Source organism: Mycobacterium sp. 050272 (assembly GCF_039023525.1).
Lineage (GTDB): Bacteria > Actinomycetota > Actinomycetes > Mycobacteriales > Mycobacteriaceae > Mycobacterium.
This window is the reverse complement of the sequence record NZ_JBCHKV010000017.1, coordinates 107150-131743: the sequence shown is the minus strand read 5'-3', so window position 1 is coordinate 131743 and position 24594 is coordinate 107150. Positions and strand designations below refer to the sequence as shown.

Genomic DNA, 24594 nt, shown 5'->3' with positions numbered 1-24594 from the left:
TCACCAGGCCCGGCCACGGCAAAAACCGAGGCTGTGGACAAACGCCCAACTGTGGACAAAGGCGCACCGGAGGCCCGTCTAGGGTGAACACCATGCGGGTAGGAGTGTTGGGAGCCAAGGGCAAGGTCGGGTCGGCGATGGTCGCCGGTGTGCGGGCCGCTGACGATCTGACGTTATCCGCCGAGGTGGACGCCGGCGACCCGATGAGCCTGCTGACCGACGGCAACACCGAGGTCGTCATCGACTTCACCCACCCCGACGTGGTGATGGGCAACCTGGAGTTCCTGATCAGCAACGGAATTCACGCCGTGGTCGGCACCACCGGCTTCACCGGCGAGCGGCTGGAACAGGTGGAGTCGTGGCTGGCCGACAGCCCCAAAACTTCCGTGCTGATCGCGCCGAATTTCGCGATCGGGGCGGTGCTGTCCATGCATTTCGCCAAACAGGCCGCGCCGTTTTTCGACTCCGCTGAGGTCGTCGAGCTGCATCACCCGCACAAGGCCGACGCGCCGTCGGGTACGGCGACTCGAACCGCCAAGCTGATCGCCGAATCTCGAAAAGGCTTGCCGCCCAACCCCGATGCCACCAGTACCGGATTGCCCGGGGCGCGCGGCGCCGACGTCGACGGAATTCCGGTGCACTCGGTGCGGTTGGCCGGGCTGGTCGCTCACCAGGAGGTGTTGTTCGGCACGCAGGGCGAGACGCTGACCATCCGCCACGACAGCCTGGACCGCACGTCGTTCGTGCCGGGCGTGCTGCTGGCGGTGCGCCGCATCAAAGAACACCCTGGACTGACGGTGGGGCTGGAGCCCCTGCTCAACCTGCAATGAGCCGGTCGCTGCGCACGCAATTGCTGATCGCGTTCCTGTGCGCGGCGATGTTGCTGTACTTCGTGCTGCTGGGCCGGTTGGCCGTCGCGATGATCGCCTCGGGCCGGGCTGCCGCCGTCGGCCTCGGGGTGGCGGTGTTGATCATGCCGGCGATCGGGTTGTGGGCGATGATCTCCACGCTGCGCGCCGGACTCGCGCACCAGAAGCTGGCCCGACTGATCGCCGAGGAGGGGATGGGACTCGATGCCGGCGAACTGCCGCGGCGGCCGTCGGGTCGTATCCAGCGCGATGCGGCCGACGCGCTGTTCGCCACCGTGCGCACCGAAGTACAAGACCACCCCGACGACTGGCGGCATTGGTATCGGCTGGCGCGGGCCTACGACTACGCGGGGGATCGCCGCCGCGCCCGGGAAGCCATGAAGACGGCGGTCGAGCTGCAGGGGCGCCCGTGAGCAAGACGCTGCTGATCGTGCACCACACGCCGTCACCGCACTGCCAGGAGATGTTCGAGGCGGTGGTGGCGGGGGCGACCGATCCCGAAATCGAAGGGGTGGACGTGGTGCGGCGGGCGGCGCTGACGGTCTCGCCGGTCGAGATGCTCGAGGCCGACGGCTACCTGCTCGGCACGCCGGCCAACCTCGGCTACATTTCGGGTGCTCTCAAGCACGCATTCGACTGCGCCTATTACCAATTGCTCGATTCCACCCAGGGACGCCCGTTCGGCTTGTACCTGCACGGAAACGAGGGCACCGAGGGTGCCGAGCGGGCCGTCGATGCCATCACGACGGGCCTGGGATGGGTGAAAGCCGCGGCGACCGTGGCGGTTTCGGGTAAACCGGGCAAGGACGACGTCGAGGCATGTTGGAACCTCGGGGCGAGCGTCGCCGCTCAATTGATGGAGTGAAAACCGTTCAGGTCGATGGTGTTCCCCCAGCGCAGTCGCCGTGACGCGCACCGACTACGTGTGGGTCGGTTGGAACGCGTCGGCGGGCTGGGCCACCGCCAGTGCGGAGCTGGTGCCAATCGGGCCGTGGCAGTCGAACAGGGTCGCCGCACCGGTGGCCACACCGGCCGTGCCGTAATGGCTTTGGGCGGCCAGCCCCAGGAACTCACCGTCGGGCAGTCGGCTCGCGGTCACGGTGTAGTCGGCGTTGATGTAGCGCAATCCACCGGTGCCCCAATGTGTCAGCGAGCTGGTGATATCGCCGGCGAAGGCCAGACGGGTGAACGGCGTCAACGGGTGGCCGTGCACCATCGGGCGAAACAGCCTCGCCCAGGCGAACTTCTGCGCGTGCGACTGCTCCCATTCGCCCGCGGAGATGCCGGGACTGCCTTCGAAGGTCGCGCCGTATCCCCAGATGTGAAACGGCATGTCGGCCGGGAAGCCCTCGTAGGACGTCGGCAGCTCGGGCATCCGCACCGGGAAGGACCACACCTGGCCGTCGGGATGGTCGCCGCGGCGCAGGAACAGCGCGCTGGCCCGCGCGACGATCTCGCCGCGTTGAACCAGGGCGGCGTCGATCAGCCTGATGCGGCGGCCTTCCCGCTGTATCGACGTCTGAATCCGCACCGGGCGCAGTAACACGGGTCGCAACAAGTCGACGGTCAGCCGGGCGGGCTGAAAGTCGGGGTCGATGCCCGATTGTTCTATTCCCCAACCCAACAGGCCTCCGACGATCTGGCCGCCCATCGCCGCACCCCACGGGCCTTTCGTCAGCGGGCCCGGAATGTAGGAGTCGCCGTCGACAGTGAAGAACGCCTCGGGCATGATGGCGGAATCGTCGATCGTCACCGCATCACGATAGGACACCGGATAGTAAGGACCGGGCATGCCTCCAGTGATCGAAATTTCGCGTGACCACAACCCGTTCGCCACCACGGGTGTCTTCCGCGATCGCGACGGTGTCCCGCGCTACGAGGATCTGCCGGCCACGCTGCTCGACATGCTGGCCGAGCAGGTCGCCCGGCGTCCCGATAGCGAGGCCGTCGTCGAAGTAGGCGCCGGGCGGCTGACCTACCGGCAGCTCTGGGACGGCGCCGCGCGGGTCGCCGGTGGGCTGCGGGCAGCCGGCGTGCAACGCGGTGACCGGATCGCGGTGCGCTACCCCGCGGGCCTTCACTGGGTACTGGCATTTTGGGGAACGGTGATGGCCGGCGGCATTGCGGTGGCGGTCAATACGCGCTCGGCGCGGCCCGAGGTCGACTTCGTGTTATCCGATTCCGGAGCACGGGTGGATCTGGCCGCGGGCACGCCGCTGCCCGATGGCCGACCGTATGTGGCCGAAGGACTCACCCGTGGCGACACGGCCGCGATCTTCTACACCTCGGGAACCACCGGGCATCCCAAAGGCGTGCCGACCACCCACGAGGCGTTCGTCATCAACACCGAGAATGCGATCCGGTGCTCGGGAATTCCATCGGACCTCGGCGAGGGGATGCGCACCCTGATCTCGGTTCCGCTGTTTCACGTGACCGGCTGCAACACACAGCTTTTGGTGGCCACCCGGGCGGGGGGAACGTCGGTGATCTTGCCGGCGCTGAACCTGGACGAAATGATCGCCACCGTATCCGCCGAACGGATTTCACAGCTGGTGACGGTTCCCGCGATCTACTCTCTGATGTTGCGGCACAAGCAATTCGCTACTACGGATGTGTCCGGCGTCGGGTGGGTGGGCTACGGTGGCGCACCCACTGCCCCTTCGATGGTGCGCTCGATCAAGGACGCGTTCGCGCGGGCGACGGTATTCAACGGCTACGGCATGACCGAGTCGGCCTCCCTGATGACCGTGCTGCCCGACTCGTACGCCATCGAGCACGCCGACTCGGTCGGCTACGCGGTCCCATCGGTGGATCTCGGCGTGATCCCCAGCGGTGACGATCCCGGTGTTGGCGAATTGGTGGTGCGCGGGGCCAACATCACGGCCGGATACTGGAACCGGCCGCAGGCCACCGAGGCCACCATCGTCGACGGATGGCTGCACACCGGCGACGTGGTCCGGGTCGATGCCGCGGGGAGGGTGCACATCGTCGACCGGCTCAAGGACATCATCAACCGCGGCGGCGAGAACGTCTCCAGCGTGGAGGTCGAGGGGGTGCTGCTGGCCGCACCCAACGTCGCCGATGCCTGCGTGCTGGCGGTGCCCGACGAGGTGATGGGAGAAAAGGTCGGAGCGGTGCTGTTCGGCGGCGAAGCGCGGATTGACGTGCCGGCCGTGCTCGAGCATTGCCGTGCTCAACTCGCCGACTTCAAGGTCCCGCAGTACGTCACGATCGCGTCAGAAGCGTTGCCACGCAATGCCGGTGGAAAGCTACTCAAAGCCAAGCTTCGCGGTGAGGTGCAATGGGGCGACCCGCTGCGATGAATGCGACGTTGCTCATCGCCAATCGCGGCGAGATCGCCCTTCGGATCGTCCGCACCGCAACCGAATTGGGCATGCCGACGGTCGCGGTTTACGCCACCGACGATGCCGACAGCCCGCACGTGCATGCGGCCGACGAAGCGCTCGGTCTGCCGGGCAGCGGGCCCGGCGCCTACCTGGACCAGTCCTCGATTCTGGCGGCAGCGAAAAGCGCCGGCGCGCGGCTGATTCATCCGGGTTATGGCTTCCTTTCCGAGAACGCCGATTTCGCCCGTGCCTGCGCGGCGGCCGGGTGCACGTTCGTGGGTCCGGATGCCGACGTGCTCGAGGCGGTCGGCAATAAAACCTCGGCACGTGCCGCCGCCGTCGCCGCGGGGGTGCCGGTGCTGCCGGCGACCGAGGGGCCCAGCAGCGTCGAGGATGTCCGGGCATTTTTCGCCTCTCGAGACGGGGCGATCATGATCAAGGCGGTGGCTGGCGGGGGTGGACGCGGGATGCGCCGCGTGGACAGTGCGGATCAGATCGACGACGCCTACCGCCAATGTGCGGCAGAGGCGCAACTGGGATTCGGTAATCCGGCGGTGTTCGCCGAGGGGCTTCTCGACGACGCCCGGCACATCGAGGTCCAGGTCGTCGCTGCGCCGGCCGGGCCGAGAACGCATGCGCTCGCCCTGGGCGATCGCGACTGCAGCATCCAGCGGCGCTACCAGAAGATCGTGGAAATTGCTCCCGCACAAGGGCTTTCGGATGTGCTGCGCCGTGAACTGCAGGTGGCCGCAGCCCGGCTGTGCGCGCGGGCCGGCCTGTGCGGACTGGCCACCGTCGAATTCCTGGTCACCGGCGAGAAATTCGTCTTCCTCGAGATCAACCCCCGCATTCAGGTCGAACACACGATTACCGAGGAGACCACCGGGATAGACCTGGTGGCCGCCCAGCTCGCTATCGCCGGCGGCGCCTCCTACTACCAGTTGGGACTGCCGTCGGGAATCGCCTCGGACGGTGAAGAAGTCATCGGCGAGCCGGCTGCTCGCCGTGGCATCGCGATACAAGCCCGAGTCAATATGGAAACCCTGACGTCAGACGGCGGCGTGGTGCCCGCGGCGGGTGCCTTGACGGTGTTTTCGCCGCCGAGTGGTCCGGGAGTGCGGGTGGATACCTGCGGCCGCACCGGCCTGACATTGAGCACGCGATACGACTCGCTGCTGGCCAAGGTCGTCACCCACGTCCGCGGATCCTCGTTCACTGCGGCGCTGCGTAAGTCGCGGACCGCGCTGGCCGAATTCGAGGTCGAGGGTGTCCGGACGAACATCAATGTCCTGCGAGAGCTGTTGTCCGACAGTCAAGTTGAATCCGGTTTGGTGACAACGACCTTCCTCGACGCGAGGCTTCCCGAGCTGGCGGCCGCGGCGCTGACCCACGAGCGTGACACCCGGGTGGCCTCCGTCGAGCTGTATCCCGGTGAAGACGCGCTGCGTGCCCAACTGGCCGGCACCGTGGTGGAGGTGGCGCCCGAGGGCGCCGAGCTTTCGCCCGGTGATCAACTGGTCGTACTGGAAGCGATGAAAATGCAGCATGTGCTCGTCGCGCCGGATGCGCTGCGCACGGTCCGCAACCTGGTGGCCCCCGGCCAGGTCGTCGGAACCGGAGATCCGCTGGTGGTCTTCACCCGCACCGGGGACAGCGTCGGTCGCGAGTCTATCAGCACCGCAGTCGATCTCGACGGGTCCCGGGCCGACCTGGACGAGGTGGAGCGGCGCCACCTGATCACCCTCGACGAGGGCCGTCAACCGGCAGTCGACAAGCGGCACAAGCAGGGTCGTCGCACCGCCCGGGAGAACATCGCCGACCTGATCGACGACGGCAGCTTCATCGAATACGGTGCGCTGGCCATCGCGGCGCAACGCAGCCGGCGCACGGACGAGGATCTCATTGCCAACACGCCGGCCGACGGTCTGGTTGCCGGTTTGGCGACCATCGGTGCCGACCGATTCGGGCGGGCCGCGGCCGAGGCCGTCGTGGTGTCCTACGACTACACCGTGCTGGCCGGAACGCAGGGCATGCGCAACCATGCCAAGACGGACCGGGTGTTCGACGTTGCCGCTCGAAAAGGGTTGCCAGTGGTGCTGTTTGCCGAGGGTGGTGGCGGGCGGCCCGGTGACACCGACGTCGGTGGGGCGGCCGGACTGGACGTGCCGACGTTCCGGATGCTCGCCGGGTTGCGCGGGCGGGTGCCGTTGGTGTCCGTCGTGTCCGGGCGTTGCTTCGCCGGCAACGCTGCGCTGGCCGGGGTGTGCGATGTGATCATCGCGACCCCGGACGCCAACATCGGCATGGGCGGTCCGGCGATGATCGAGGGCGGCGGGCTCGGGGTGTATCCGCCCGAGGCGATCGGCCCGATCGACGTGCAGCGTCACAACGGGGTGGTGAGCCTGGTCGCGCGCGACGAGGCGCACGCGGTATCGCTGGCCAAGCAGTACCTGGCGTACTTCCAGGGCAGCATCGACGACTGGGCGGCGCCCGACCCACGTCTGGCCCGACATGTGGTGCCCGAGAATCGGTTACGCGCCTACGACGTGCGCCGCGCAATCGAGTCCATCGTCGACGTCGGCTCCGTCCTCGAGCTGCGGCCCGACTACGGCGTCGGCATCGTCACCGCACTCGTCCGGGTCCAGGGTGTTGCTTATGGACTGCTGGCCAACAGCAGTCATCACCTGGGCGGCGCGATCGACGCCGAGGCCGCCGACAAGGCCGGCGACTTTCTCACCCTGTGCGAATCGTTGCGGCTGCCGGTGATTTCGTTATGCGACACACCGGGATTCATGGTCGGACCGGATGCGGAGAAACAGGCTGCCGTCCGCCGGTTCGGCCGGATGTTCGTGCTCGGCGCCCGACTGACGGTGCCGCTGGGAATGATCATCTTGCGCAAGGGATATGGATTGGGCGCAATGGCCATGGCGGGCGGTTCTTTTCACGCCCCGCAGTTCACCGTCGCCTGGCCGACGGGGGAGATCGGCGGCATGGGCCTGGAAGGCGCGGTGCGCCTGGGCTTCAGCAAGGAGCTGGCCGCGGCGGCCGATGCGGGCGAGCGTGAGCAACTGTTCGAGAAGCTGGTGGCGGCGGCCTATCAACACGGCAAGGCCCTTCGGGCCGCCACCACGTTCGAGCTGGACGACGTAATCGACCCTTCAGACTCCCGGGCCTGGATCACCAGGCTTGCGGGAGTCTGAAGGGTCGTCTCTGGGGGGAAATCAGGCGTGGCCGGATCCGCAGCCGACGCCCGGCAGACATCCGGTGCCGCCCGGGACGCCACCCGGGCCCGCGTTCTGGCCGCCGGAGCCGCAGCCGACACCGGGGATGCAGCCGGTCCCACCGGGGCCTCCACCGGGTCCGCTGTTCTGGCCGCCGGAACCGCAGTTGCCGTTGGCGTCGCAACCGCCGCCGCCCGGGTCGTCCTTGAAGACGATGTGGGTGGGTGCGGGACTGGTCATTGCCGGGGCGGTCGCAAAACTATCCGCCGCGGCCATCGGTGCAGCGGCGATCGCAGCAGCAACGGCGCCGCCGATGACTAGTGGTTTCAGGAGGGTGAATTTCGCTAACATGCGACTCGCATACCACGCACGCGCGCGGACAAAACCTCTCCACGAAAGATTGATTGCAATCGACGTTCGTCGCTGGTGAACGCGGGCCCACAACACAAAAGGTGTACAACGATGACCACACTGGATCTGACCGGCCGTACGGCGATTGTCACGGGGGCCTCGCGCGGAATCGGGTTGGCTATTTCGCAACAGCTGGCGGCCGCGGGCGCCAATGTGGTGCTCACCGCGCGCAAACAGGAAGCGGCCGAGGCGGCGGCGGCGGAAGTCGGGGAACGGGCGCTGGGCGTCGGCGCTCACGCGGTCGACGAAGACGCCGCGCGCAACTGCGTGCAGATCACCCTGGAAAAGTTCGGCAGCGTCGATATTCTGGTCAACAACGCGGGGACCAATCCGGCATTCGGCCCGCTGATCGACCAGGATCACGCACGGTTCAGCAAGATCTTCGACGTCAATCTCTGGGCTCCGCTGCTGTGGACATCGCTGGTGGTCAAGGCATGGATGGGCGAGCACGGTGGCGCCGTCGTCAACACCGCGTCCATCGGCGGGCTGCACCAATCGCCGGGGATGGGGATGTACAACGCCACCAAGGCAGCGCTGATCCACGCCACCAAACAGTTGGCCCTGGAGCTGTCGCCGCGCGTGCGAGTCAATGCCATCGCCCCAGGCGTCGTCCGCACCAGATTGGCTGAGGCGTTGTGGAAGGACCACGAGGATCCGCTGGCGTCGCAGATCGCGCTGGGTCGCATCGGCGAGCCCGTCGATGTCGCGAACGCCGTCGCTTTTCTGGTCTCCGACGCGGCGAGCTGGATCACCGGCGAGACGATGGTGATCGACGGGGGGCTGTTGCTGGGCGGCGCGCAGGGCTTCCAAATGCGGCCCGGGGAAACCCATGAGTAGCGAAGACCTGGACGCGCGGGTAACGGCACTGTTGGACGAGCACGACCCAGCGGCCAGCGACCCGCGCGATTTCCTTGGCGCGCAATTCGATGCCGGGCTGGCCTGGGTCCACCTCCCGCAGGGTTTTGGCGGTCTGGACCTGCCGCGCAAAGCCCAGGAGTACGTCGACACGCGGCTCGCCGCGGCCGGTGCACCGGTGGGCGGCACGGTGAAGAACTACATCGGCATGGGCATGGCCGCGCCCACGATCGCGGCATTCGGCACCGACGAGCAGAAGCGAAAGTTCTTGCGTCCGCTGTTCACCGGTGAACAGATCTACTGCCAGTTGTTCAGCGAGCCCGGTGCCGGATCGGACCTGGCCGGGGTGGCCACCCGCGCGGTCCGCGACGGTGACGACTGGATTGTCAACGGGCAGAAGGTGTGGACGTCGCAGGCGCAGAACGCCCAGATGGCCATCCTGGTTGCCCGTACCGACCCGACGGTGCCCAAACACGCTGGCCTGACTTACTTTCTGTGCGACGTGACCCAGCCCGGTGTCGAGATCAGGCCGCTGCGCCAGATCACCGGCGAGGCCGAGTTCAACGAGGTGTTCCTCACCGATGTCCGAGTGCCCGACGCGAATCGGCTCGGCCCCGTGGGCGGTGGCTGGCGGGTCGCGACCACCACACTGAACAACGAGCGGGTCGCGATCGGCTCTCGTTCCGGGGTGCCCCGCGAAAGCGGCCACATCGGCAAGGTCGCCCAAGCGTGGCGACACGAGCCCGCACTGCGTAATCCCGCGATGCACGACGAGCTGATGCGACTGTGGGTCGAGGCGGAGGTGCTGCGGCTGGCCGGGGAGCGGTTGGGGCAGCAGGCCAGCACTGGCCAGCCCGGGCCGGAGGGTGCCGGCATGAAGATCGCCTTTGCGACGCTGGCGCAGGCGATCTCGGGATTCGAGATCGAAATGCACGGCGAGGCGGGACTGCGCTACGACGACTGGACTATGCGCAGACCCGAGACGGTCGACCTGATCGGTCGCGAACCCGGTTACCGCTATCTGCGCGCGCGGGGCAACTCGATCGAGGGTGGCACGTCAGAGATCTTGCGCAACACCATCTCCGAGCGAATTCTCGGCCTGCCCGGCGAACACCGCGTCGACAAGGACGTCGCCTGGAAGGACTTGGCTCGATGAGCATCGGCGATCTGCTGTACTCCGATACCGAGGACGCCTTACGGGACAGCGTCCGTCACCTGTTCGCCGACCGGTGCCCACCCGACGTGGTGGCCCGGGCTTATGATCCAGTGCCACCGGACTTTTCCGATGTGTGGCGGCGGCTGGCCGGTGAGTTGGGGGTAGCCGCCCTGCTAGTGCCCGAGGCGCTCGGCGGTGCGGGCGCCAGTGCCCGCGAGGCCGCCGTGGTGATGGAGGAGATCGGCCGCGCGGTCGCGCCGGTGCCGTTTTTGTCCAGCGCGGTGCTCGCCACGGTTGCGCTGTCGCGTGCCGGCGAGACCGAAACACTGTCCGCGCTGGCTCAGGGGGAGCAGACCGCGACGCTGGTGGTGCCGCTGTCCACCGCCCCCGGCGATCCGATCGCCGGCGTGAGCACCGGCCCGGACGGCTTGACCGGGACGGTCAGCAGCGTGGCAGGCGCCGCCGAGGCCGACGTGTTGGTGGTGCCGGTCGCGGGTGCCGACGGACTCGAGTTGCACACCGTCTCCAAGAGCGCGGCCGGGGTTGAAGTGTCCCCACTGCTGGCTTTGGATATGACGAGACCCCTTGCGAATGTCCAGTTTTCGGCGGCGTCGTCAACGCCCGTGGGGCCGGCGGGCGAGTCGGTGGTCGCGGCGCTGGAGACGGGTGCCGCGCTGTTGGCCTCCGAGCAACTCGGAGTGGCGCAGTGGTGTTTCGAGACCACCCTGGCTTATGCCAAGCAGCGCAAGCAATTCGGCCGCGCGATCGGGTCCTACCAGGCGATCAAACACCGGTTGGCGGATCTGTGGTTCGAGGTCGGGTCGGCGACGGCCGCGGCGCGCCACGCCGCGGACGCCTGCGCTCGGGAAGATCCGGAAACCAGCATCGCGGCGGCGGTCGCGCAGGCCTACTGCAGTGGCATCGCTGTGCACGCGGCGCAGGAGTGCGTGCAGCTGCACGGCGGCATCGGCATGACGTGGGAGTATCCCGCACACCTGTACCTCAAGCGGGCCAAGAGCGATCAGTTGGCCTTCGGCACCGCCTACCGTCATCGGGCCCGGCTGGCCGCCCTGGTCGATCTGCCGGTCTCGTAATCGCCATGCGGGTGCTGTTGTCGACGTACGACACGCGCGGCGGCGTCGAACCACTGCTGGCAGTCGCGGTGCAGCTGCAGGCGCTCGGCGCCGAGGCCGTGGTGTGTGCGCCGCCCGACGACGAATTCGTCGAGCGGGCAGCTGCTTTCGGGATACCGCTGGTGGGATTCGGTCCGTCGGTGCGCGCGATGACCACCAAGGCGGCGCGGTCGTCGGAGGCGGACGTGCGTGCGCACGTGCTGGGTCTGCTCGCCGCGCAGTTCGACACGGTCGCCGCCGCGGCGCAGGGCTGCGACGCGATAGTGGCGACCGCCCTGGTGTGGACGGCGGCCGGCGCACGCTCGGTGGCCGAGAAACTCGGCATCCAGTACGTCTACGCCAGCTATCACCCGACCCACCTGCCGTCGCCGTATCACCCGCCGCCGGAGTTCGTGGGCCGGGGAATGGGGACCGGCGAGATCGACAACCGGATGATGTGGAACCACAACGCGCGCAACGCCACTATGTTGTTCGGTCCGACGCTCAACAGTCACCGGGCGGCGATCGGCCTGGCCCCGGTGGACGACGTGCGGGGTTACGCCTACACCACCCGCCCGTGGCTGGCGGCCGACCAGACCCTAGGCCCCTGGCAGCCGCTCGCGGACCTGCACGTCGTGCAAACCGGCGCCTGGGTGCTGCCCGACGAGCGTCCCCTGTCGGCCGAGCTGGAGGAGTTCCTGGACGCCGGCACGCCGCCGGTGTACCTGGGCTTCGGCAGCATGCCGCTGTGGGGTTCCAAGGACGTCGTCCCGATGGCGATCGAGGCCATTCGCGCCCAGGGCAGGCGCGTGCTGCTTTCGCACGGCTGGGCCGAGCTGGTCCCCATCGACGAGCGTGACGACTGCCTCGCGGTCGGCGAGGTCAACCAGCAAGCGCTCTTCGGGCGGGTGGCCGCCGTCGTGCACCACGGCGGCGCGGGCACGACGACGACGGCAGCGCGCGCCGGTGTGCCCCAGCTCGTCGTGCCGCAGGGCGCCGACCAGGTGTACTGGGCCTGCCGGGTGGCAGAGCTGGGCATCGGCACCGCCTGCGACGGCCCGACGCCGCCCCCTGGCTCGCTGCCGGCCGCGCTCGAGATGGTCCTGACCGACGAAACCCGCGCCCGCGCGAACGCGGTGGCGGCCATGACCCGCGGCGACGGTGCGGCGGTGGCCGCAAAGTTGTTGCTCGACGCGGTGAGTCAGAAAAAGCCTTAGCGCGGCAGTGCCGAGGCGAAGACCTCCGCCATCGCCTGCCAATGCCGCTGCGCGGCGGCCTCGTCATAGGGCGCGTTGTCGGGGACCGCGAAGCCGTGGGCCGCGGAGTACCACTCGATGGTGTGGCGCACACCGGCAGCCGTCAGCGCCTTGTCGAGCTGTTCGGCATGGTCGGTGGTGAACGACGCATCGTTCTCGGCGCCACCGACGTAGACCGTGGCGGTCATCTTCTCGGCCAACAGATGCGGGCTGTCCGCGGTATCCGACACCAGGCCGCCGCCGTGGAAGGACGCCGCGGCCGCCACGCGGTCGGGAATCCGGCCGGCCACCAGTAGCGAGATTCGCCCGCCCATGCAGTAGCCGCACACCCCGAAGCGCTCACCGGATACCTCGGGGCGGTCCGACAGGTAGTCGAAGAACGCGCGGCCGTCGCTGGTGATCTTGTCCGGCGTCAGGCTGCCGATCATCGAAAACAGGCGCTTACGTTCCTGTTCGTCGCCGAACACGCTGGCCATGTCGAACGGGGCCCAGCCGGCGTTGCGGTAGTACACGTCCGGTAACAGCACCGCGTAACCGAATCCGGCCAGTTTGGCCGCCATCCGCTGGAAGGTGTCACGCACGCCGCCGGCGTCGGGATACATGATCACGCCCGGGTGGGGCGCTTGGGTGTCCGGGCCCCCGGGGGTGAGCAGATGGACCGTGCAGGTCCCGTCGGCGGTGGTGATGGTGTCGGTGATGTTCGGCATGGCACCCGTTCTACTCCGCGTGTGTGGACGTAAGCTTTCCGCGTGCCGATCCCCACACCCTACGAGGACTTGCTGCGCCTGGTCCTCGAGACGGGTTCGGTCAAATCGGACCGCACCGGCACCGGAACCCGCAGCCTGTTCGGCCACCAGTTGCGCTACGACCTCTCGGCGGGTTTCCCGCTGCTGACCACCAAGAAGGTCCACCTCAAATCGGTGGTCTACGAGTTGCTGTGGTTCCTGCGCGGCGATTCCAACGTCGGTTGGCTACAGCAGCACGGCGTCACCATTTGGGACGAATGGGCCAGCGACACAGGCGATCTCGGACCCATCTACGGCGTGCAGTGGCGATCCTGGCCGACCCCGTCGGGTGAGCACATCGACCAGATCAGTGCCGCGCTGGAATTGCTGCGCACCGACCCGCACTCCCGGCGCAACATCGTCTCGGCCTGGAACGTCGGCGAAATCCCGCAGATGGCCCTGCCGCCGTGTCACGCGTTCTTCCAGTTCTACGTGGCCGACGGGCGGCTGAGTTGCCAGCTTTACCAGCGCAGCGCGGACCTGTTCCTGGGTGTGCCGTTCAACATCGCCAGCTATGCGCTGCTGACCCACATGATGGCGGCCCAGGCCGGCTTGGGTGTCGGTGAGTTCGTCTGGACCGGCGGTGACTGCCACATCTATGACAACCACGTCGAGCAGGTGCGCACGCAGCTCGGTCGCGATCCACGGCCGTATCCAGAACTTGTTCTGGCACAACGGGATTCGATCTTCGACTACACCTACGACGACGTCGTGGTGCGCAACTACGATCCGCACCCGGCGATCAAAGCTCCCGTCGCTGTATGACACTCATCGGCATGGTGTGGGCTCAGTCCACATCCGGTGTCATCGGCCGCAACGGCGACATCCCCTGGAACGTCCCCGAAGACCTGGCCCGCTTCAAGCAGGTGACCGTGGGCCACACGGTGGTGATGGGCCGGCTGACCTGGGACTCGTTGCCGGCCAGGGTGCGGCCGCTGCCCGGCCGCCGCAATATCGTGCTGTCCCGCCGCAGCGACTTCGTCGCCGAGGGAGCCGACGTGGTTGACTCCCTGCCCTCGGCCCTTTCCGGGGCCCTGACCGACCCCGAAGCCTGGGTGATCGGTGGTGCCGAGATCTATCGGCTCGCGCTGCCGCACGCCACCCGGTGTGAAGTCACCGAGATCGAGATCGACCTGATCCGCGAGGACGAGGACGCGATGGCGCCGGTGCTCGACGAGACATGGCTCGGCGAGACGGGGGAATGGCAGGTCAGCCGCTCGGGGTTGCGGTATCGGTTTCACAGCTATCGTCGGTCCTGACCGCTCGCCTCGGCGCTGGGCGGTTTACGGAATTTCCAGGGAGGGGAAATTGGCAGTGATCACCGAACCCACAACGGCGTTCGCCCGCAGATGGATGGGCTATGACTCGGCCGCGGTCGATGCGCACATCGAGATGTTGACCACCAAGCAGAATCTGCTGTTCAACGACGTCGAGAGCCTGCGGGCCCGGTTGAAGGATTCCGGCGAGGAAGCGGCCGCGCTGCGCAAGGAGGTCGCGGCGCTCACCGACACCTCGCCGGCGCCGCACGCGATCCAACAGCGAATGGCAAAGATGCTGAGCCGTGCCGTCGAGGAGATTTCCGAGATGCAGGCCGAGGCACGAGCCGAGGCGGAGGCGCTGATCAGCGCGGCCGAAGCGGAAATCGAGGCCGAGCAACGAAAGCACCGCGACGTGTTGGCGGATTTGGCCTCGCGGCAAAAGGCCATGGAAGCCGAATACCGCCAAACCAGGGAAACGCTCGAGGCTGAACTGGCCGGCATGCGCGACGATGCCCACAAGGCGCGTGAGCAGCTGCTTACTGACGCGAAGGAGCGAATCGACCGGGATCGTGAGCAGGCGCGGCGCGCGGTGAACGCCGCGACCGACCGGCGGATCAAGGTGCTGGAACAGCTGATGGGCGTCTACCGCGACCTGGAAACAGTTCCGGCCGCGCTCGAGGCGGCATACCACGAACAGAAGAATCCGCCGCAGGACAGCGCCGCGGCACCGGCGGAGGAGAAGGTCAGCACGGGGTGAGCCTGCGCTGAAAGAGACCGGTTGACCGGTATTCTCGGCGCGTGTCGATCAGGAGGCTATCCGCCGCGCAGGCACGGCGGATAGCCGTTGCGGCCCAAGGGTTTACCGAGCCGCGACCCGGCGGCGGGATCACCCGCGCTCACCTGCGCCGGCTGATCTCGAGAATCCAAGTGCTACAACTGGATTCAGTCTCCGTCGCGGTGCGCGCCCACTACGCTCCGGTGTTCAGCCGGCTCGGCCCCTACGATCGCGACGTGCTGGACCGCGCTGCCTGGGGGCCGCGCTCGTCGCGGTTGCTGGCCGAGTACTGGGCGCACGAGGCCGCGCTGATGGCCGTCGACGACTGGCCGCTGCTGCGCTGGCGGATGCGCCAGTACCGGCACGGCCGGTGGGGCACCCACATCGTCAAGGCGAAACCGGAGCTCGCCGACAAGATCGTCGAGGCGGTCACCGAACTCGGGCCCAGCACCGCCGGACAGATCGAGGCCCATCTCGAGGCGCAAACATCTGGCCCGCGGGGAAGTTGGTGGGGCAGTCGCAGCGACACCAAGTGGGTGGCCGAAGCGCTGTTCGCCTCCGGGGTGCTCACCACGGCCACCCGGGTCGGGTTCGCCCGACACTACGACCTGGTGGAACGGGTGCTGCCGGCCGGCGTGCTGGCCCGCGAGGTCGACGACGCCGAAGCCATCCGCGAACTCAGCCTGCGCGCGGCCACCGCGCTGGGCGTGGCCACCGAGGCCGACATCCGCGACTACTTCCGGCTGTCCGCGCAGCAGGTCAAACCGGCGATCGCCGAGCTGGTCGCGGCCGGCCAGATCGAGCGCGTCGAGGTCGACGGCTGGTCCGCGCCGGCGTATCTGCATGCCGGGCGCACCGTGCCCCGACAGGATCGCGGCACCGCGCTGCTGTGCCCATTCGATCCGCTGATCTTCTTCCGGCCCCGCGTGCAGCGGCTGTTCAACTTCCACTACCGCATCGAGATCTATACCCCGGCGGCCAAGCGACGCTACGGCTATTACGTGTGGCCGCTGCTGGTGGACGGTGAGCTGATGGCACGGGTCGACCTCAAGGCCGATCGCGCCGCCGACACGCTGCGGGTGGTGGGCGCGTTCGGCGAGCCCTCCGATCCCGATCGAGCCCCGCGCGCCCGGGTCGCCGCCGCGCTGGCCGGTGAGTTGGAGTCGATGGCGTCATGGCTTGGCCTGGGCGGGATTACGGTCTCGAGCCGCGGCGACTTGGCCGCAGAGTTGCGGCGGGTCAGCTGATGCCGCCGTCCAGGGAGCTCAAAGCCACGCTGTGGAAAGCGGCCGACAAGTTGCGCGGATCCCTGTCGGCCGGGCAGTACAAGGACGTCGTGCTCGGGCTGGTGTTCCTCAAGTACATCTCCGCGTCGCACTGGAATACCTTGGTGGACAACGCGAAATCCACTAGTATCGGTCGGCTCGCCGACAACGCGATGGGCGCGGTAATGGCGGCAAACCCGGCCCTGGCCGGACTGCTACCGCGGATCTACCAGGACCTCGACCAGCGCCGGCTCGGTGAGCTGGTCGAGCTGTTGGAGGACGCGCGATTCGGCGGGCCGGGCCCCCGGGACCTGATGGGCGAGGTCTACGAATACTTTCTCGGCAATTTCGCGCGCGCGGAAGGGAAACGGGGTGGTGAGTTCTTCACCCCGCCCAGCGTGGTGCGGCTGATCGTTGAGGTGCTGGAACCGGCGCGCGGCCGGGTGTACGACCCGTGCTGCGGCTCCGGCGGCATGTTCGTGCAGACCGAGAATTTCATCGCCGCCCGCGACGGCGACCCCAAGGATGTCCGCATCTACGGCCAGGAGGGCGTCGAGCAGACCTGGCGAATCGCGAAGTTGAACCTCGCTATTCACGGTATCGACAACGCGGGCCTGGCCCACGGTGACACGTTCGTCGAAGACCTGCACTCCGGCGTGTGCATGGACTACGTGATGGCCAATCCGCCTTTCAACATCAAGGATTGGGCCCGCGACGAGCACGATCCGCGCTGGCGCTTCGGTGTTCCCGCGGCCGGCAACGCCAACTTCGCCTGGATTCAGCACATCCTGGCCAAGCTGGCACCGGGTGGTCGGGCCGGGGTGGTGATGGCCAACGGCTCGATGTCGTCGAATGTGAGCGGGGAGGGCGACATTCGCGCGCGGATCGTGGACGCCGATCTGGTGTCCTGCATGATCGCACTGCCCGCGCAGCTGTTTCGCAGCACCGGAATACCGGTGTGCGTGTGGTTCTTTGCGATGGACAAAGGCGATCGCTCGGGACAGGTGCTGTTCATCGACGCCCGCGGGCTCGGCTATCTCGTCGATCGGGCGGAACGCGCACTGACCGAGGAGGAGGTCGTCCGGATTGGCGATACCTACCACGCCTGGTGCGGGTCGCCGTCGGCGAAAGATATTGTCTATGAGGACATTCCGGGATTCTGCAAGTCGGCATCGCTGGACGACATTGCCGCCACCGGTTACCTGCTCACACCGGGGCGCTACGTCGGTACTCCGGCGCCGGTCGCGGACGCGGAGCCGGCCGAGGAGAAGATCGCGCGGCTGACCCGGGACCTATTGGCGGCGCTGGATGAATCCGCGCGAATGGAAATGGTGGTGCGAGAACAGGTGCGTCGCTTGTGCTGAACGCAACGCTGGGCGAGTATCTTGACTTCCGCACTGGAAGCGGCGCGCCGACCCGGGTGCCCGGTGGGCGGTTTCCCGTTTACGGTGCCAACGGCGCGATCGGGTACGCGGCACAGTCCAACGCGAGTGGCCCGCTGATCGTGCTCGGTCGCGTCGGGTCGTATTGCGGCAGTGTGCGTTACTGCGATTCCGATGCGTGGGTCACCGACAACGCGCTGGTGTGCCGGGCCAAAGAACCTGCCGAGACCCGCTACTGGTATTACGCGCTGCAGACCTGCCGGCTGGGCGATCACCGGGCCGGGTCCGGCCAACCCCTGCTCAATCAGGCGATTCTGCGTGACGTTTCGGTGCGGACCGTTCCCGGACGCCAACGCCGGCGGATCGCCGCACTACTGGGCGCCTTCGACGACAAGGTGGCGGCCAACGAACGCGTGATCGAGGCCGCCGAGCGGCTGATGCTGGGTCTCGTCGAGCCGATCCGTGACCGCATACCGCTGTCGAGCCTGGCGCGACTATCCACGGCCGTTCGCAAACCGTGGCAATTCGACGCCGTGGTAGCGCATTTCAGTCTTCCGGCGTTCGACGACGGCGCCGGCGCACGTCGCGTCGAGCGGGCGACGGTGAAAAGCGGCAAGTTCGTGTTGTCGCAACCGTGTGTGCTGTTCGCCAAGCTCAACCCGCGGATTCCGCGTATCTGGAATGTCGTGCAGTTGCCCTGCGAAATGGCAGTGGCGAGTATGGAATTCGCCGTGCTCACCCCCGACGGCGTCGATACCTCGGCGCTGTGGGCCGCAGTGGGGCAACCCGACGTTTCGCAGCGGCTGCAGCAGCACGCCGCCGGAACCTCGACCAGCCACCAACGCATCCAGCCGCGGGACCTGATGGATGTCGAGGTGCGCGACATCCGGTGCCTGAGCGCCGATGCGGCACAGACGATCACCGCTGCGGGCGCGCTGTGTCATGCGCGGCGCAGCGAATCCCTGCGGCTGGCCGGTTTCCGCGACGCCCTGCTGCCGTTGCTGATGGCGGGGCAGGCCCGGCTAAGGTAGGCGCCGTGGCCGAGACCGCGCCGCTGCGCGTGCAACTGATCGCCAAGACCGAGTTCTTGGCGCCGCCGGACGTGCCGTGGACCACCGACGCCGACGGCGGGCCCGCGCTGGTCGAGTTCGCCGGGCGCGCCTGCTACCAGAGCTGGTCGAAACCCAACCCCAAGACCGCCACCAACGCCGGTTACATCAAACACATCATCGACGTGGGCCATTTTTCGGTGCTCGAGCACGCGACGGTGTCGTTCTACATCACCGGCATCTCGCGGTCGTGCACGCACGAACTGATCCGGCACCGCCATTTCTCCTATTCGCAGCTTTCGCAGCGCTACGTCCCGGAGACGGAGTCGCAGATCGTCGTGCCGCCGGGCCTGGAGGACGACCCCGAACTGCGAGACATCTTGGCCGCGGCCGCTGACGCCAGCCGCGCCACCTACACCGAATTGCTGGCCAAGCTCGAGGCCAAGTTCGCCGACCAGCCCAATGCGGTTCTGCGTCGCAAGCAAGCGCGCCAGGCGGCCCGCGCGGTGCTGCCGAACGCCACCGAAACCCGCATCGTCGTGACCGGGAATTACCGGGCGTGGCGCCACTTCGTCGCGATGCGCGCCAGCGAGCACGCCGACGTGGAGATCCGGCGGCTGGCCATCGAATGCCTGCGTCAGCTCGTCGACGTCGCGCCGGCGGTGTTCGCCGATTTCGAGATCTCCACCCTGGCCGATGGCACCGAGGTCGCGACCAGTCCGTTGGCCACCGAAGCCTGAGCCGCCTGCGTCGGCTCGCGCGCCGGAGACTGAGCCGCGCGGCGGCGAAATCGGGTTGGTGCCGCCAGGTAATCTTGGACCCGTGAGTTCTGTCGGATTCGATGCCCCCGCGCGGCTGGGAACCTTGCTGACCGCAATGGTGACGCCGTTCGGCCCCGACGGTTCACTTGACACCACCGCGGCGGCGCGCGTGGCAAACCACCTGGTGGACGCCGGTTGCGACGGGTTGGTCGTCTCGGGAACCACTGGTGAATCGCCGACCACCACCGACGACGAGAAGCTCGAGTTGCTGCGCGTGGTCCTCGACGCCGTGGGCGACCGGGCGCGTGTGATCGCCGGGGCGGGCACCTACGACACCGCGCACAGCGTCAAGCTGGCCAAGGCCAGCGCGGCCGAGGGTGCACACGGACTGCTGGTGGTCACGCCGTACTACTCGCGGCCGCCCCAGCGCGGCCTGATCGCGCACTTCACCGCCGTCGCCGACGCCACGGAACTGCCGGTGCTGCTGTATGACATCCCGCCGCGGTCGGTGGTCCCGATCGAGCCCGACACGATCCGCGTGCTGGCGTCACACCCGAACATCGTCGGGATCAAGGACGCCAAGGCCGATCTGCACAGCGGCGGCCAGATCATCGCCGAAACCGGTTTGGCCTACTACTCCGGGGACGACGCGCTCAACCTGCCCTGGCTGGCGATGGGCGCGACGGGCTTCATCAGCGTGATTTCTCACCTCGCCGCGAGCCAGCTTCGGGAGTTGTTGTCCGCCTTCGGTTCCGGGGACATCGCGACCGCCCGCAAGATCAACGTCGCGGTAGCGCCGCTGTGCAATGCGATGAGCCGGCTGGGCGGAGTGACGCTGTCCAAGGCGGGTCTGCGCTTGCAGGGCATTGACGTCGGCGATCCCCGGCTACCGCAGGTGCCGGCGACGCCGGAGCAGATCGACGCGCTGGCCGCCGACATGCGTGCGGCCTCGGTACTTCGGTGACCCAAAGGGTGGCTTAAAAAGTGGATGTAGACCTCAGCCCGCCAGGTCCGTTGACCACAGGTGGGTTGCGGGTGACCGCGCTCGGGGGCATCGGCGAAATCGGCCGCAACATGACGGTTTTCGAGCATCTGGGCCGGCTGCTGATCATCGACTGCGGGGTGATGTTTCCCACCCACGACGAGCCCGGCGTCGACCTGATCCTGCCCGACCTGCGCCACATCGAAGACCGGCTCGACGACATCGAGGCGCTGGTCCTGACCCATGCGCACGAGGACCACATCGGTGCGATCCCGTTCCTGCTCAGGCTGCGGCCCGACATCCCGGTCGTCGGCTCCAAGTTCACCCTGGCGATGGTCGCCGCGAAGTGCCGCGAGCACCGCATCAAGCCGGTATTTGTCGAAGTCAAAGAGGGACACAGCAGCCGCCATGGCGTGTTCGAGTGCGAATACTTCGCGGTCAATCACTCCATCCCGGACGCCCTGGCCATCGCCGTGTACACCGGCGCGGGAACGGTTTTGCACACCGGCGATATCAAGCTCGACCAATTGCCGCTGGACGGCCGGCCCACCGACCTCCCCGGCATGTCGCGGCTCGGCGGCGCCGGTGTGGATCTGTTCCTGTGTGACTCGACCAACTCCGAGATCCCCGGCGTCGGGCCCTCGGAGAGCGAGGTGGGCCCGACGCTGCACCGCCTGATCCGCGGCGCCGAAGGCCGGGTGATCGTGGCATGCTTCGCTTCCAACGTCGACCGGGTGCAGCAGATCATCGATGCCGCCGTGGCTTTGGGCCGGCGAGTGTCGTTCGTCGGGCGCTCGATGGTGCGCAACATGAGTATTGCCCGGGACCTTGGGTTCCTGCGGGTCGACGACTCCGACCTGATCGACATCGGGGCGGCCGAGATGATGGCGCCGGAGCGGGTGGTGCTGATCACCACGGGCACCCAGGGTGAGCCGATGGCCGCGTTGTCCCGGATGTCGCGCGGCGAGCATCGCAGTATCACCCTGACCGCGGGGGATCTGATCGTGCTGTCGTCGTCGCTGATCCCGGGCAACGAGGAGGCCGTCTACGGCGTGATCGACGCGCTGGCCAAGGTCGGCGCCCGAGTGGTCACCAATGCCCAAGCCCGGGTGCATGTTTCGGGCCATGCCTACGCCGGCGAACTGCTCTTCCTCTACAACGGGGTGCGGCCCCGCAATGTGATGCCGGTGCACGGCACCTGGCGCATGTTGCGCGCCAACGCCAAGCTGGCCGCCTCCACCGGGGTGCCCGAGGAGTCAATCCTGCTGGCCGAGAACGGCGTGAGCGTCGATCTGGTCGGCGGCAGGGCGTCGATCGCCGGTGCGGTGCCGGTCGGCAAGATGTTCGTCGACGGGCTCATTACCGGCGACGTCGGCGATATCACTTTGGGCGAGCGGCTGATTCTGTCCGAGGGCTTCGTCGCGGTGACCGTGGTGGTAACCCGCGGCACCGGGCGACCGGTGACAACGCCGCACCTGCACTCACGCGGATTCTCCGAGGATCCCAAGGCGCTCGAGCCCGCGGTGCGCAAAGTCACCGAAGAGCTCGAAGCGCTGGTCGCCGACAACGTCACCGACCCGATCCGGATCGCGCAAGGCGTACGGCGCACCGTCGGCAAGTGGGTGGGCGAAACCTATCGCCGCCAGCCGATGATCGTTCCGACCGTCATCGAAGTGTGACGCGTTTACACCAAACATATTTTACCGCAATACTTTTCGCTGTTTCAGCAACAACCGTTCAGGTCAAGCCCAAAATGGTGTTCAGCGAGCTGGTAACTTCGGCAAGTGATGCGACCAGGCGCTCGTCGTCGGCATCACCGGCCGCGGTCGCGGCGGCCTCCGCTCGGCGCAGCGCGTCGTTGATGCGCTGCTCGACCGCCTCGGAGCCCAGCCTGAGCAGGCCCGGCTCGATGGTGAGGCCGATCAATACCAGGTGCCTGTCCACGGTCACTTCGACGGTTTCGGTTTCATCGGTCACCGTAAAGGTGTCGGTGTTGGTTCGATGGATATGGTCGTCAATGATCGACTGAAATTGCTGTGCTTGCGCCAGCGCCTCGGCGACCTGCGGGTGCATTTGGGCGGTCATCAGTGCCGTCCCTCCCTTGTCAGGAACAGTATTTTCGGGGGCTGAACTGGTCACGTTTTTCGGTCCAGTATCTCCTCAAGTTTAAAACGAGTTAGCCATGACGAATGCACCTGTTTAGTCGGCATTTTTTGAGTGAATCCAATTTTCATATGCCATTAGTGCGTTGAAAATTGGTGCGCAGATGGCGTCAAATGCCGTGTTACGTTGCGTATGCGCAACTGTTGCCTAGGTGCAACGTTGCCGGTTCGAATGAAGGGAATCTCCGATGTCTATCTTTGCTTCTGCCGCCAGGTGCATCGCCGGCCTGGCCAACCTGGGTCAGCAAGGCGCCGGCTTGGGTCTCGATTTCAGTGGCTGGAGCGGCTCCACGCCGGGTGCTGAAGGTTATGCGGCGACGGCGACCAATACCGCGGCCGACCTGGGGTCCTTTGGGGCCGCTATCGGCGGCAAGGTGATGTCTCGCTACATCAAGAACATGTCCCAAGGTGACCTGATCCAGATGCAGGCCCGGATGGGCGGAAAAGAGGGCGTCAACGACTTCGCCAAAGCGGCCAGCATCATCTCCTGGACCATCACCACCGTCCAGCTCTTGCAGCTGACGACCGGATTCGGGACGCCTTACGACGGGACGGCCCTGCAAACCGGTTCGCAGCAATTCACTTCGCTCGCCGGGCAGCTGAAGTCCGCACTTCCCGACACCGGTTGGCAGGGCGACGCGTCGCAAGCCTATGCCGACCTGGACACGGCGCTGCAGACCGCGGCGCAGAATATGGCCGACCTGGATAGCCAGCTCGCGGCCCTGGTGAAAAATCAGGGCGAATGGGTCACCCATATGCAATTAGCTTTCGGCATATTGAACGATCTCCTGACCACGGCCCTCATCATCGAGCTGATTCTCACGGTGGCGGTGCCGGCACCGGCCGGCCCCGCCGTAGCGAAAATTTTCGCGATCACGGTTGCCAGCTTGGGAATTTCAGCCGCTGTGGCCTTCCTGGGGACTTTGCTCGGCTACTCGATCGAGAACGGCAAGAAGGCGGATGCATTGGCCGAGAGCTACGCGGCGCTGGTCGCGGGAATCGTTCAAAGCGATACGGTCGCTCAGGCGCAGGTGGCCGTCGCCCGCCAGTCCAACTCCGTGGTGTCGGGCTTTGAGGCCATCTCGGCCGGCCTGTCCGGACCATCCGGCGTCGCCGACGCGCCGACGGTCGCGCCGCCGGCGAGCATAGCCGACGATCGCGCGCAGCAACGCGGGCAGCGTGACGTCACGGCACCCGCGGCACCGGCGGCACCGGCGGCACCGGCGGCACCCGCCGCTCCCGCGGCCATGGAAGCGCCGGCTCACGCGCCCGCGCCGACGGGCACCATGCCCACGCTGGTTCAGGCCGCCGCGATGTCCGGCACGAACCTGTCCGCCCGGGTGTCGCGGCCCGAAAGCCTGGTCAACCAGGCCAGGGCGCAGGTGCGCCAGCTCGCCCAGCCGGACCCGCAGGAGGACGCCGCTGCACCCGTCAACGAGGTCCGCGCCGACGACGGTGCGGGTGGCTATGGGACCGAGCGCGCACCGATCGGGGCGGCGCCGGCGGCCGCCGCACCGGCGGAGGTGCCGAGCCCATTCCAGCGCAGCGTGTAATTCGTTGCGGACCAATGTGATTCAGCAGTATTCAAGGAGAAGTAACCATGACTGATCTAGCCGTCACACCAGAACACCTCGACAATTTGGCGACCAAGCAAGACCAGGCCAGTACTCAGGCCAAGACCGCGGGGTCTGCGGGCTCCAATGTAGAAGTCGCCGTATGGGTCACCCACGGCGTCATCAGCGGGACATCCAACGTGGCCTTCACCAAAGCCGCCGCCGCGCGCAAGAAGACGGCCGACGCGATGAGCAAGGCGTCGACCGGGCTTGCCGGCAAGCTACGCACCGCGAAGGCCGTTTACGGGAGCGCCGACGACGAAGCGGGCAACAGCATCGACCGACAGCTCCTGGATCGCTGATCACGTCGAAGCGCAGTGGGACATTTCCGTAG

At 67.2% G+C, this 24594-nt stretch carries 24 protein-coding genes; 20 read left to right on the top strand and 4 right to left on the bottom strand.

The genetic code is table 11. The annotated features are described in order from the left end of the window. The first annotated feature begins 92 nt into the window (after positions 1-92). The 3 genes from dapB to AAHS21_RS25905 are packed head-to-tail and all read left to right on the top strand — an operon-like array spanning position 93 to position 1734. On the top strand, positions 93-830 hold the full coding sequence (gene dapB, locus AAHS21_RS25915) for a 4-hydroxy-tetrahydrodipicolinate reductase (RefSeq protein WP_342930383.1): 738 nt from the start codon (positions 93-95) through the stop codon (positions 828-830). Next, the gene (locus tag AAHS21_RS25910) at positions 827-1282 is read left to right on the top strand and encodes a hypothetical protein (protein ID WP_342930382.1); all 456 of its coding nucleotides are present in this window, start codon (positions 827-829) and stop codon (positions 1280-1282) included. The genes dapB and AAHS21_RS25910 overlap by 4 nt, the downstream gene beginning before the upstream one ends. A 50-nt stretch (positions 1283-1332) precedes the next feature. Beyond that, on the top strand, positions 1333-1734 hold the full coding sequence (locus tag AAHS21_RS25905) for a flavodoxin family protein (RefSeq protein WP_342930403.1): 402 nt from the start codon (positions 1333-1335) through the stop codon (positions 1732-1734). A gap of 54 nt (positions 1735-1788) precedes the next feature. Here the strand turns inward: AAHS21_RS25905 and AAHS21_RS25900 are convergent, their stop codons facing one another. Continuing rightward, positions 1789-2622, bottom strand: coding sequence for a thioesterase family protein (locus AAHS21_RS25900; RefSeq protein ID WP_342930381.1), 834 nt, complete (start codon positions 2620-2622; stop codon positions 1789-1791). A 37-nt stretch (positions 2623-2659) separates the two neighbouring features. Here AAHS21_RS25900 and AAHS21_RS25895 point away from each other — a divergent pair, with 37 nt between their 5' ends. Both AAHS21_RS25895 and AAHS21_RS25890 read left to right on the top strand, forming a co-directional pair. Beyond that, positions 2660-4192 (top strand): AMP-binding protein, encoded by a 1533-nt coding sequence (locus AAHS21_RS25895; protein ID WP_342930380.1) that lies wholly within the window; start codon positions 2660-2662, stop codon positions 4190-4192. After that, complete coding sequence (locus tag AAHS21_RS25890) at positions 4189-7416, top strand: carboxyl transferase domain-containing protein (RefSeq protein ID WP_342930402.1); 3228 nt, start codon at positions 4189-4191, stop codon at positions 7414-7416. Before AAHS21_RS25895 ends, AAHS21_RS25890 begins: the two co-directional genes overlap by 4 nt. 21 nt (positions 7417-7437) lie before the next feature. Here AAHS21_RS25890 and AAHS21_RS25885 read toward each other — a convergent pair whose 3' ends face one another. After that, positions 7438-7767 (bottom strand): PE-PGRS family protein, encoded by a 330-nt coding sequence (locus AAHS21_RS25885; protein ID WP_342930401.1) that lies wholly within the window; start codon positions 7765-7767, stop codon positions 7438-7440. 132 nt (positions 7768-7899) lie between these two features. Between AAHS21_RS25885 and AAHS21_RS25880 the strand changes: the two genes are divergently transcribed. Genes AAHS21_RS25880 through AAHS21_RS25865 form a run of 4 tightly spaced genes read left to right on the top strand, consistent with a single transcriptional unit; the run spans position 7900 to position 12188 of the window. After that, positions 7900-8685, top strand: a complete 786-nt coding sequence (locus tag AAHS21_RS25880) for an SDR family oxidoreductase (protein ID WP_342930379.1) — start codon at positions 7900-7902, stop codon at positions 8683-8685. Beyond that, entirely contained in the window at positions 8678-9859 is a 1182-nt protein-coding gene (locus AAHS21_RS25875; protein ID WP_342930378.1) for an acyl-CoA dehydrogenase family protein, read from the top strand. The genes AAHS21_RS25880 and AAHS21_RS25875 overlap by 8 nt, the downstream gene beginning before the upstream one ends. Beyond that, positions 9856-10953 carry an acyl-CoA dehydrogenase family protein gene (locus AAHS21_RS25870; RefSeq protein ID WP_342930377.1) on the top strand — a complete coding sequence of 366 codons (1098 nt, stop codon included), beginning with the start codon at positions 9856-9858 and terminating at the stop codon, positions 10951-10953. The genes AAHS21_RS25875 and AAHS21_RS25870 overlap by 4 nt, the downstream gene beginning before the upstream one ends. A 5-nt stretch (positions 10954-10958) precedes the next feature. Next, entirely contained in the window at positions 10959-12188 is a 1230-nt protein-coding gene (locus tag AAHS21_RS25865) for a glycosyltransferase (RefSeq protein ID WP_342930376.1), read from the top strand. Here AAHS21_RS25865 and AAHS21_RS25860 read toward each other — a convergent pair. Continuing rightward, positions 12185-12934 carry a dienelactone hydrolase family protein gene (locus AAHS21_RS25860; protein WP_342930375.1) on the bottom strand — a complete coding sequence of 250 codons (750 nt, stop codon included), beginning with the start codon at positions 12932-12934 and terminating at the stop codon, positions 12185-12187. The two genes, AAHS21_RS25865 and AAHS21_RS25860, sit on opposite strands and share 4 nt — an antisense overlap. Before the next feature lie 42 nt (positions 12935-12976). Between AAHS21_RS25860 and AAHS21_RS25855 the strand changes: the two genes are divergently transcribed. The 9 genes from AAHS21_RS25855 (at position 12977) to AAHS21_RS25815 (ending at position 22164) form a co-directional block, all read left to right on the top strand. Next, a complete protein-coding gene (locus AAHS21_RS25855) occupies positions 12977-13777 on the top strand; it encodes a thymidylate synthase (RefSeq protein WP_342930374.1) in 801 nt (266 codons plus the stop codon). Continuing rightward, positions 13774-14271 carry a dihydrofolate reductase gene (locus AAHS21_RS25850; protein ID WP_342930373.1) on the top strand — a complete coding sequence of 166 codons (498 nt, stop codon included), beginning with the start codon at positions 13774-13776 and terminating at the stop codon, positions 14269-14271. The genes AAHS21_RS25855 and AAHS21_RS25850 overlap by 4 nt, the downstream gene beginning before the upstream one ends. 55 nt (positions 14272-14326) lie before the next feature. Further along, a complete protein-coding gene (locus tag AAHS21_RS25845; RefSeq protein ID WP_342930400.1) occupies positions 14327-15028 on the top strand; it encodes a cell division protein DivIVA in 702 nt (233 codons plus the stop codon). Positions 15029-15069: 41 nt separating this feature from the next. Continuing rightward, positions 15070-16293, top strand: coding sequence for a crosslink repair DNA glycosylase YcaQ family protein (locus tag AAHS21_RS25840; protein WP_342930372.1), 1224 nt, complete (start codon positions 15070-15072; stop codon positions 16291-16293). After that, positions 16293-17675 carry a type I restriction-modification system subunit M gene (locus AAHS21_RS25835; RefSeq protein ID WP_342930371.1) on the top strand — a complete coding sequence of 461 codons (1383 nt, stop codon included), beginning with the start codon at positions 16293-16295 and terminating at the stop codon, positions 17673-17675. Before AAHS21_RS25840 ends, AAHS21_RS25835 begins: the two co-directional genes overlap by 1 nt. Next, positions 17672-18724, top strand: coding sequence for a restriction endonuclease subunit S (locus AAHS21_RS25830; RefSeq protein ID WP_342930399.1), 1053 nt, complete (start codon positions 17672-17674; stop codon positions 18722-18724). Before AAHS21_RS25835 ends, AAHS21_RS25830 begins: the two co-directional genes overlap by 4 nt. 5 nt (positions 18725-18729) lie before the next feature. Continuing rightward, positions 18730-19482, top strand: a complete 753-nt coding sequence (gene thyX, locus AAHS21_RS25825; protein ID WP_342930370.1) for an FAD-dependent thymidylate synthase — start codon at positions 18730-18732, stop codon at positions 19480-19482. A gap of 82 nt (positions 19483-19564) precedes the next feature. After that, positions 19565-20467 carry a 4-hydroxy-tetrahydrodipicolinate synthase gene (gene dapA / locus AAHS21_RS25820; protein WP_342930369.1) on the top strand — a complete coding sequence of 301 codons (903 nt, stop codon included), beginning with the start codon at positions 19565-19567 and terminating at the stop codon, positions 20465-20467. A 20-nt stretch (positions 20468-20487) separates the two neighbouring features. Then, positions 20488-22164, top strand: a complete 1677-nt coding sequence (locus tag AAHS21_RS25815) for a ribonuclease J (protein ID WP_342930368.1) — start codon at positions 20488-20490, stop codon at positions 22162-22164. A gap of 58 nt (positions 22165-22222) precedes the next feature. Here the strand turns inward: AAHS21_RS25815 and AAHS21_RS25810 are convergent, their stop codons facing one another. Beyond that, the gene (locus tag AAHS21_RS25810) at positions 22223-22570 is read right to left on the bottom strand and encodes a YbaB/EbfC family nucleoid-associated protein (protein WP_342930367.1); all 348 of its coding nucleotides are present in this window, start codon (positions 22568-22570) and stop codon (positions 22223-22225) included. Positions 22571-22835: 265 nt separating this feature from the next. Here AAHS21_RS25810 and AAHS21_RS25805 point away from each other — a divergent pair, with 265 nt between their 5' ends. Both AAHS21_RS25805 and AAHS21_RS25800 read left to right on the top strand, forming a co-directional pair. Then, the gene (locus AAHS21_RS25805) at positions 22836-24200 is read left to right on the top strand and encodes an EspA/EspE family type VII secretion system effector (protein ID WP_342930366.1); all 1365 of its coding nucleotides are present in this window, start codon (positions 22836-22838) and stop codon (positions 24198-24200) included. A 47-nt stretch (positions 24201-24247) separates the two neighbouring features. Next, complete coding sequence (locus AAHS21_RS25800) at positions 24248-24562, top strand: type VII secretion target (RefSeq protein ID WP_342930365.1); 315 nt, start codon at positions 24248-24250, stop codon at positions 24560-24562. The last annotated feature ends 32 nt before the right edge of the window (positions 24563-24594 follow it).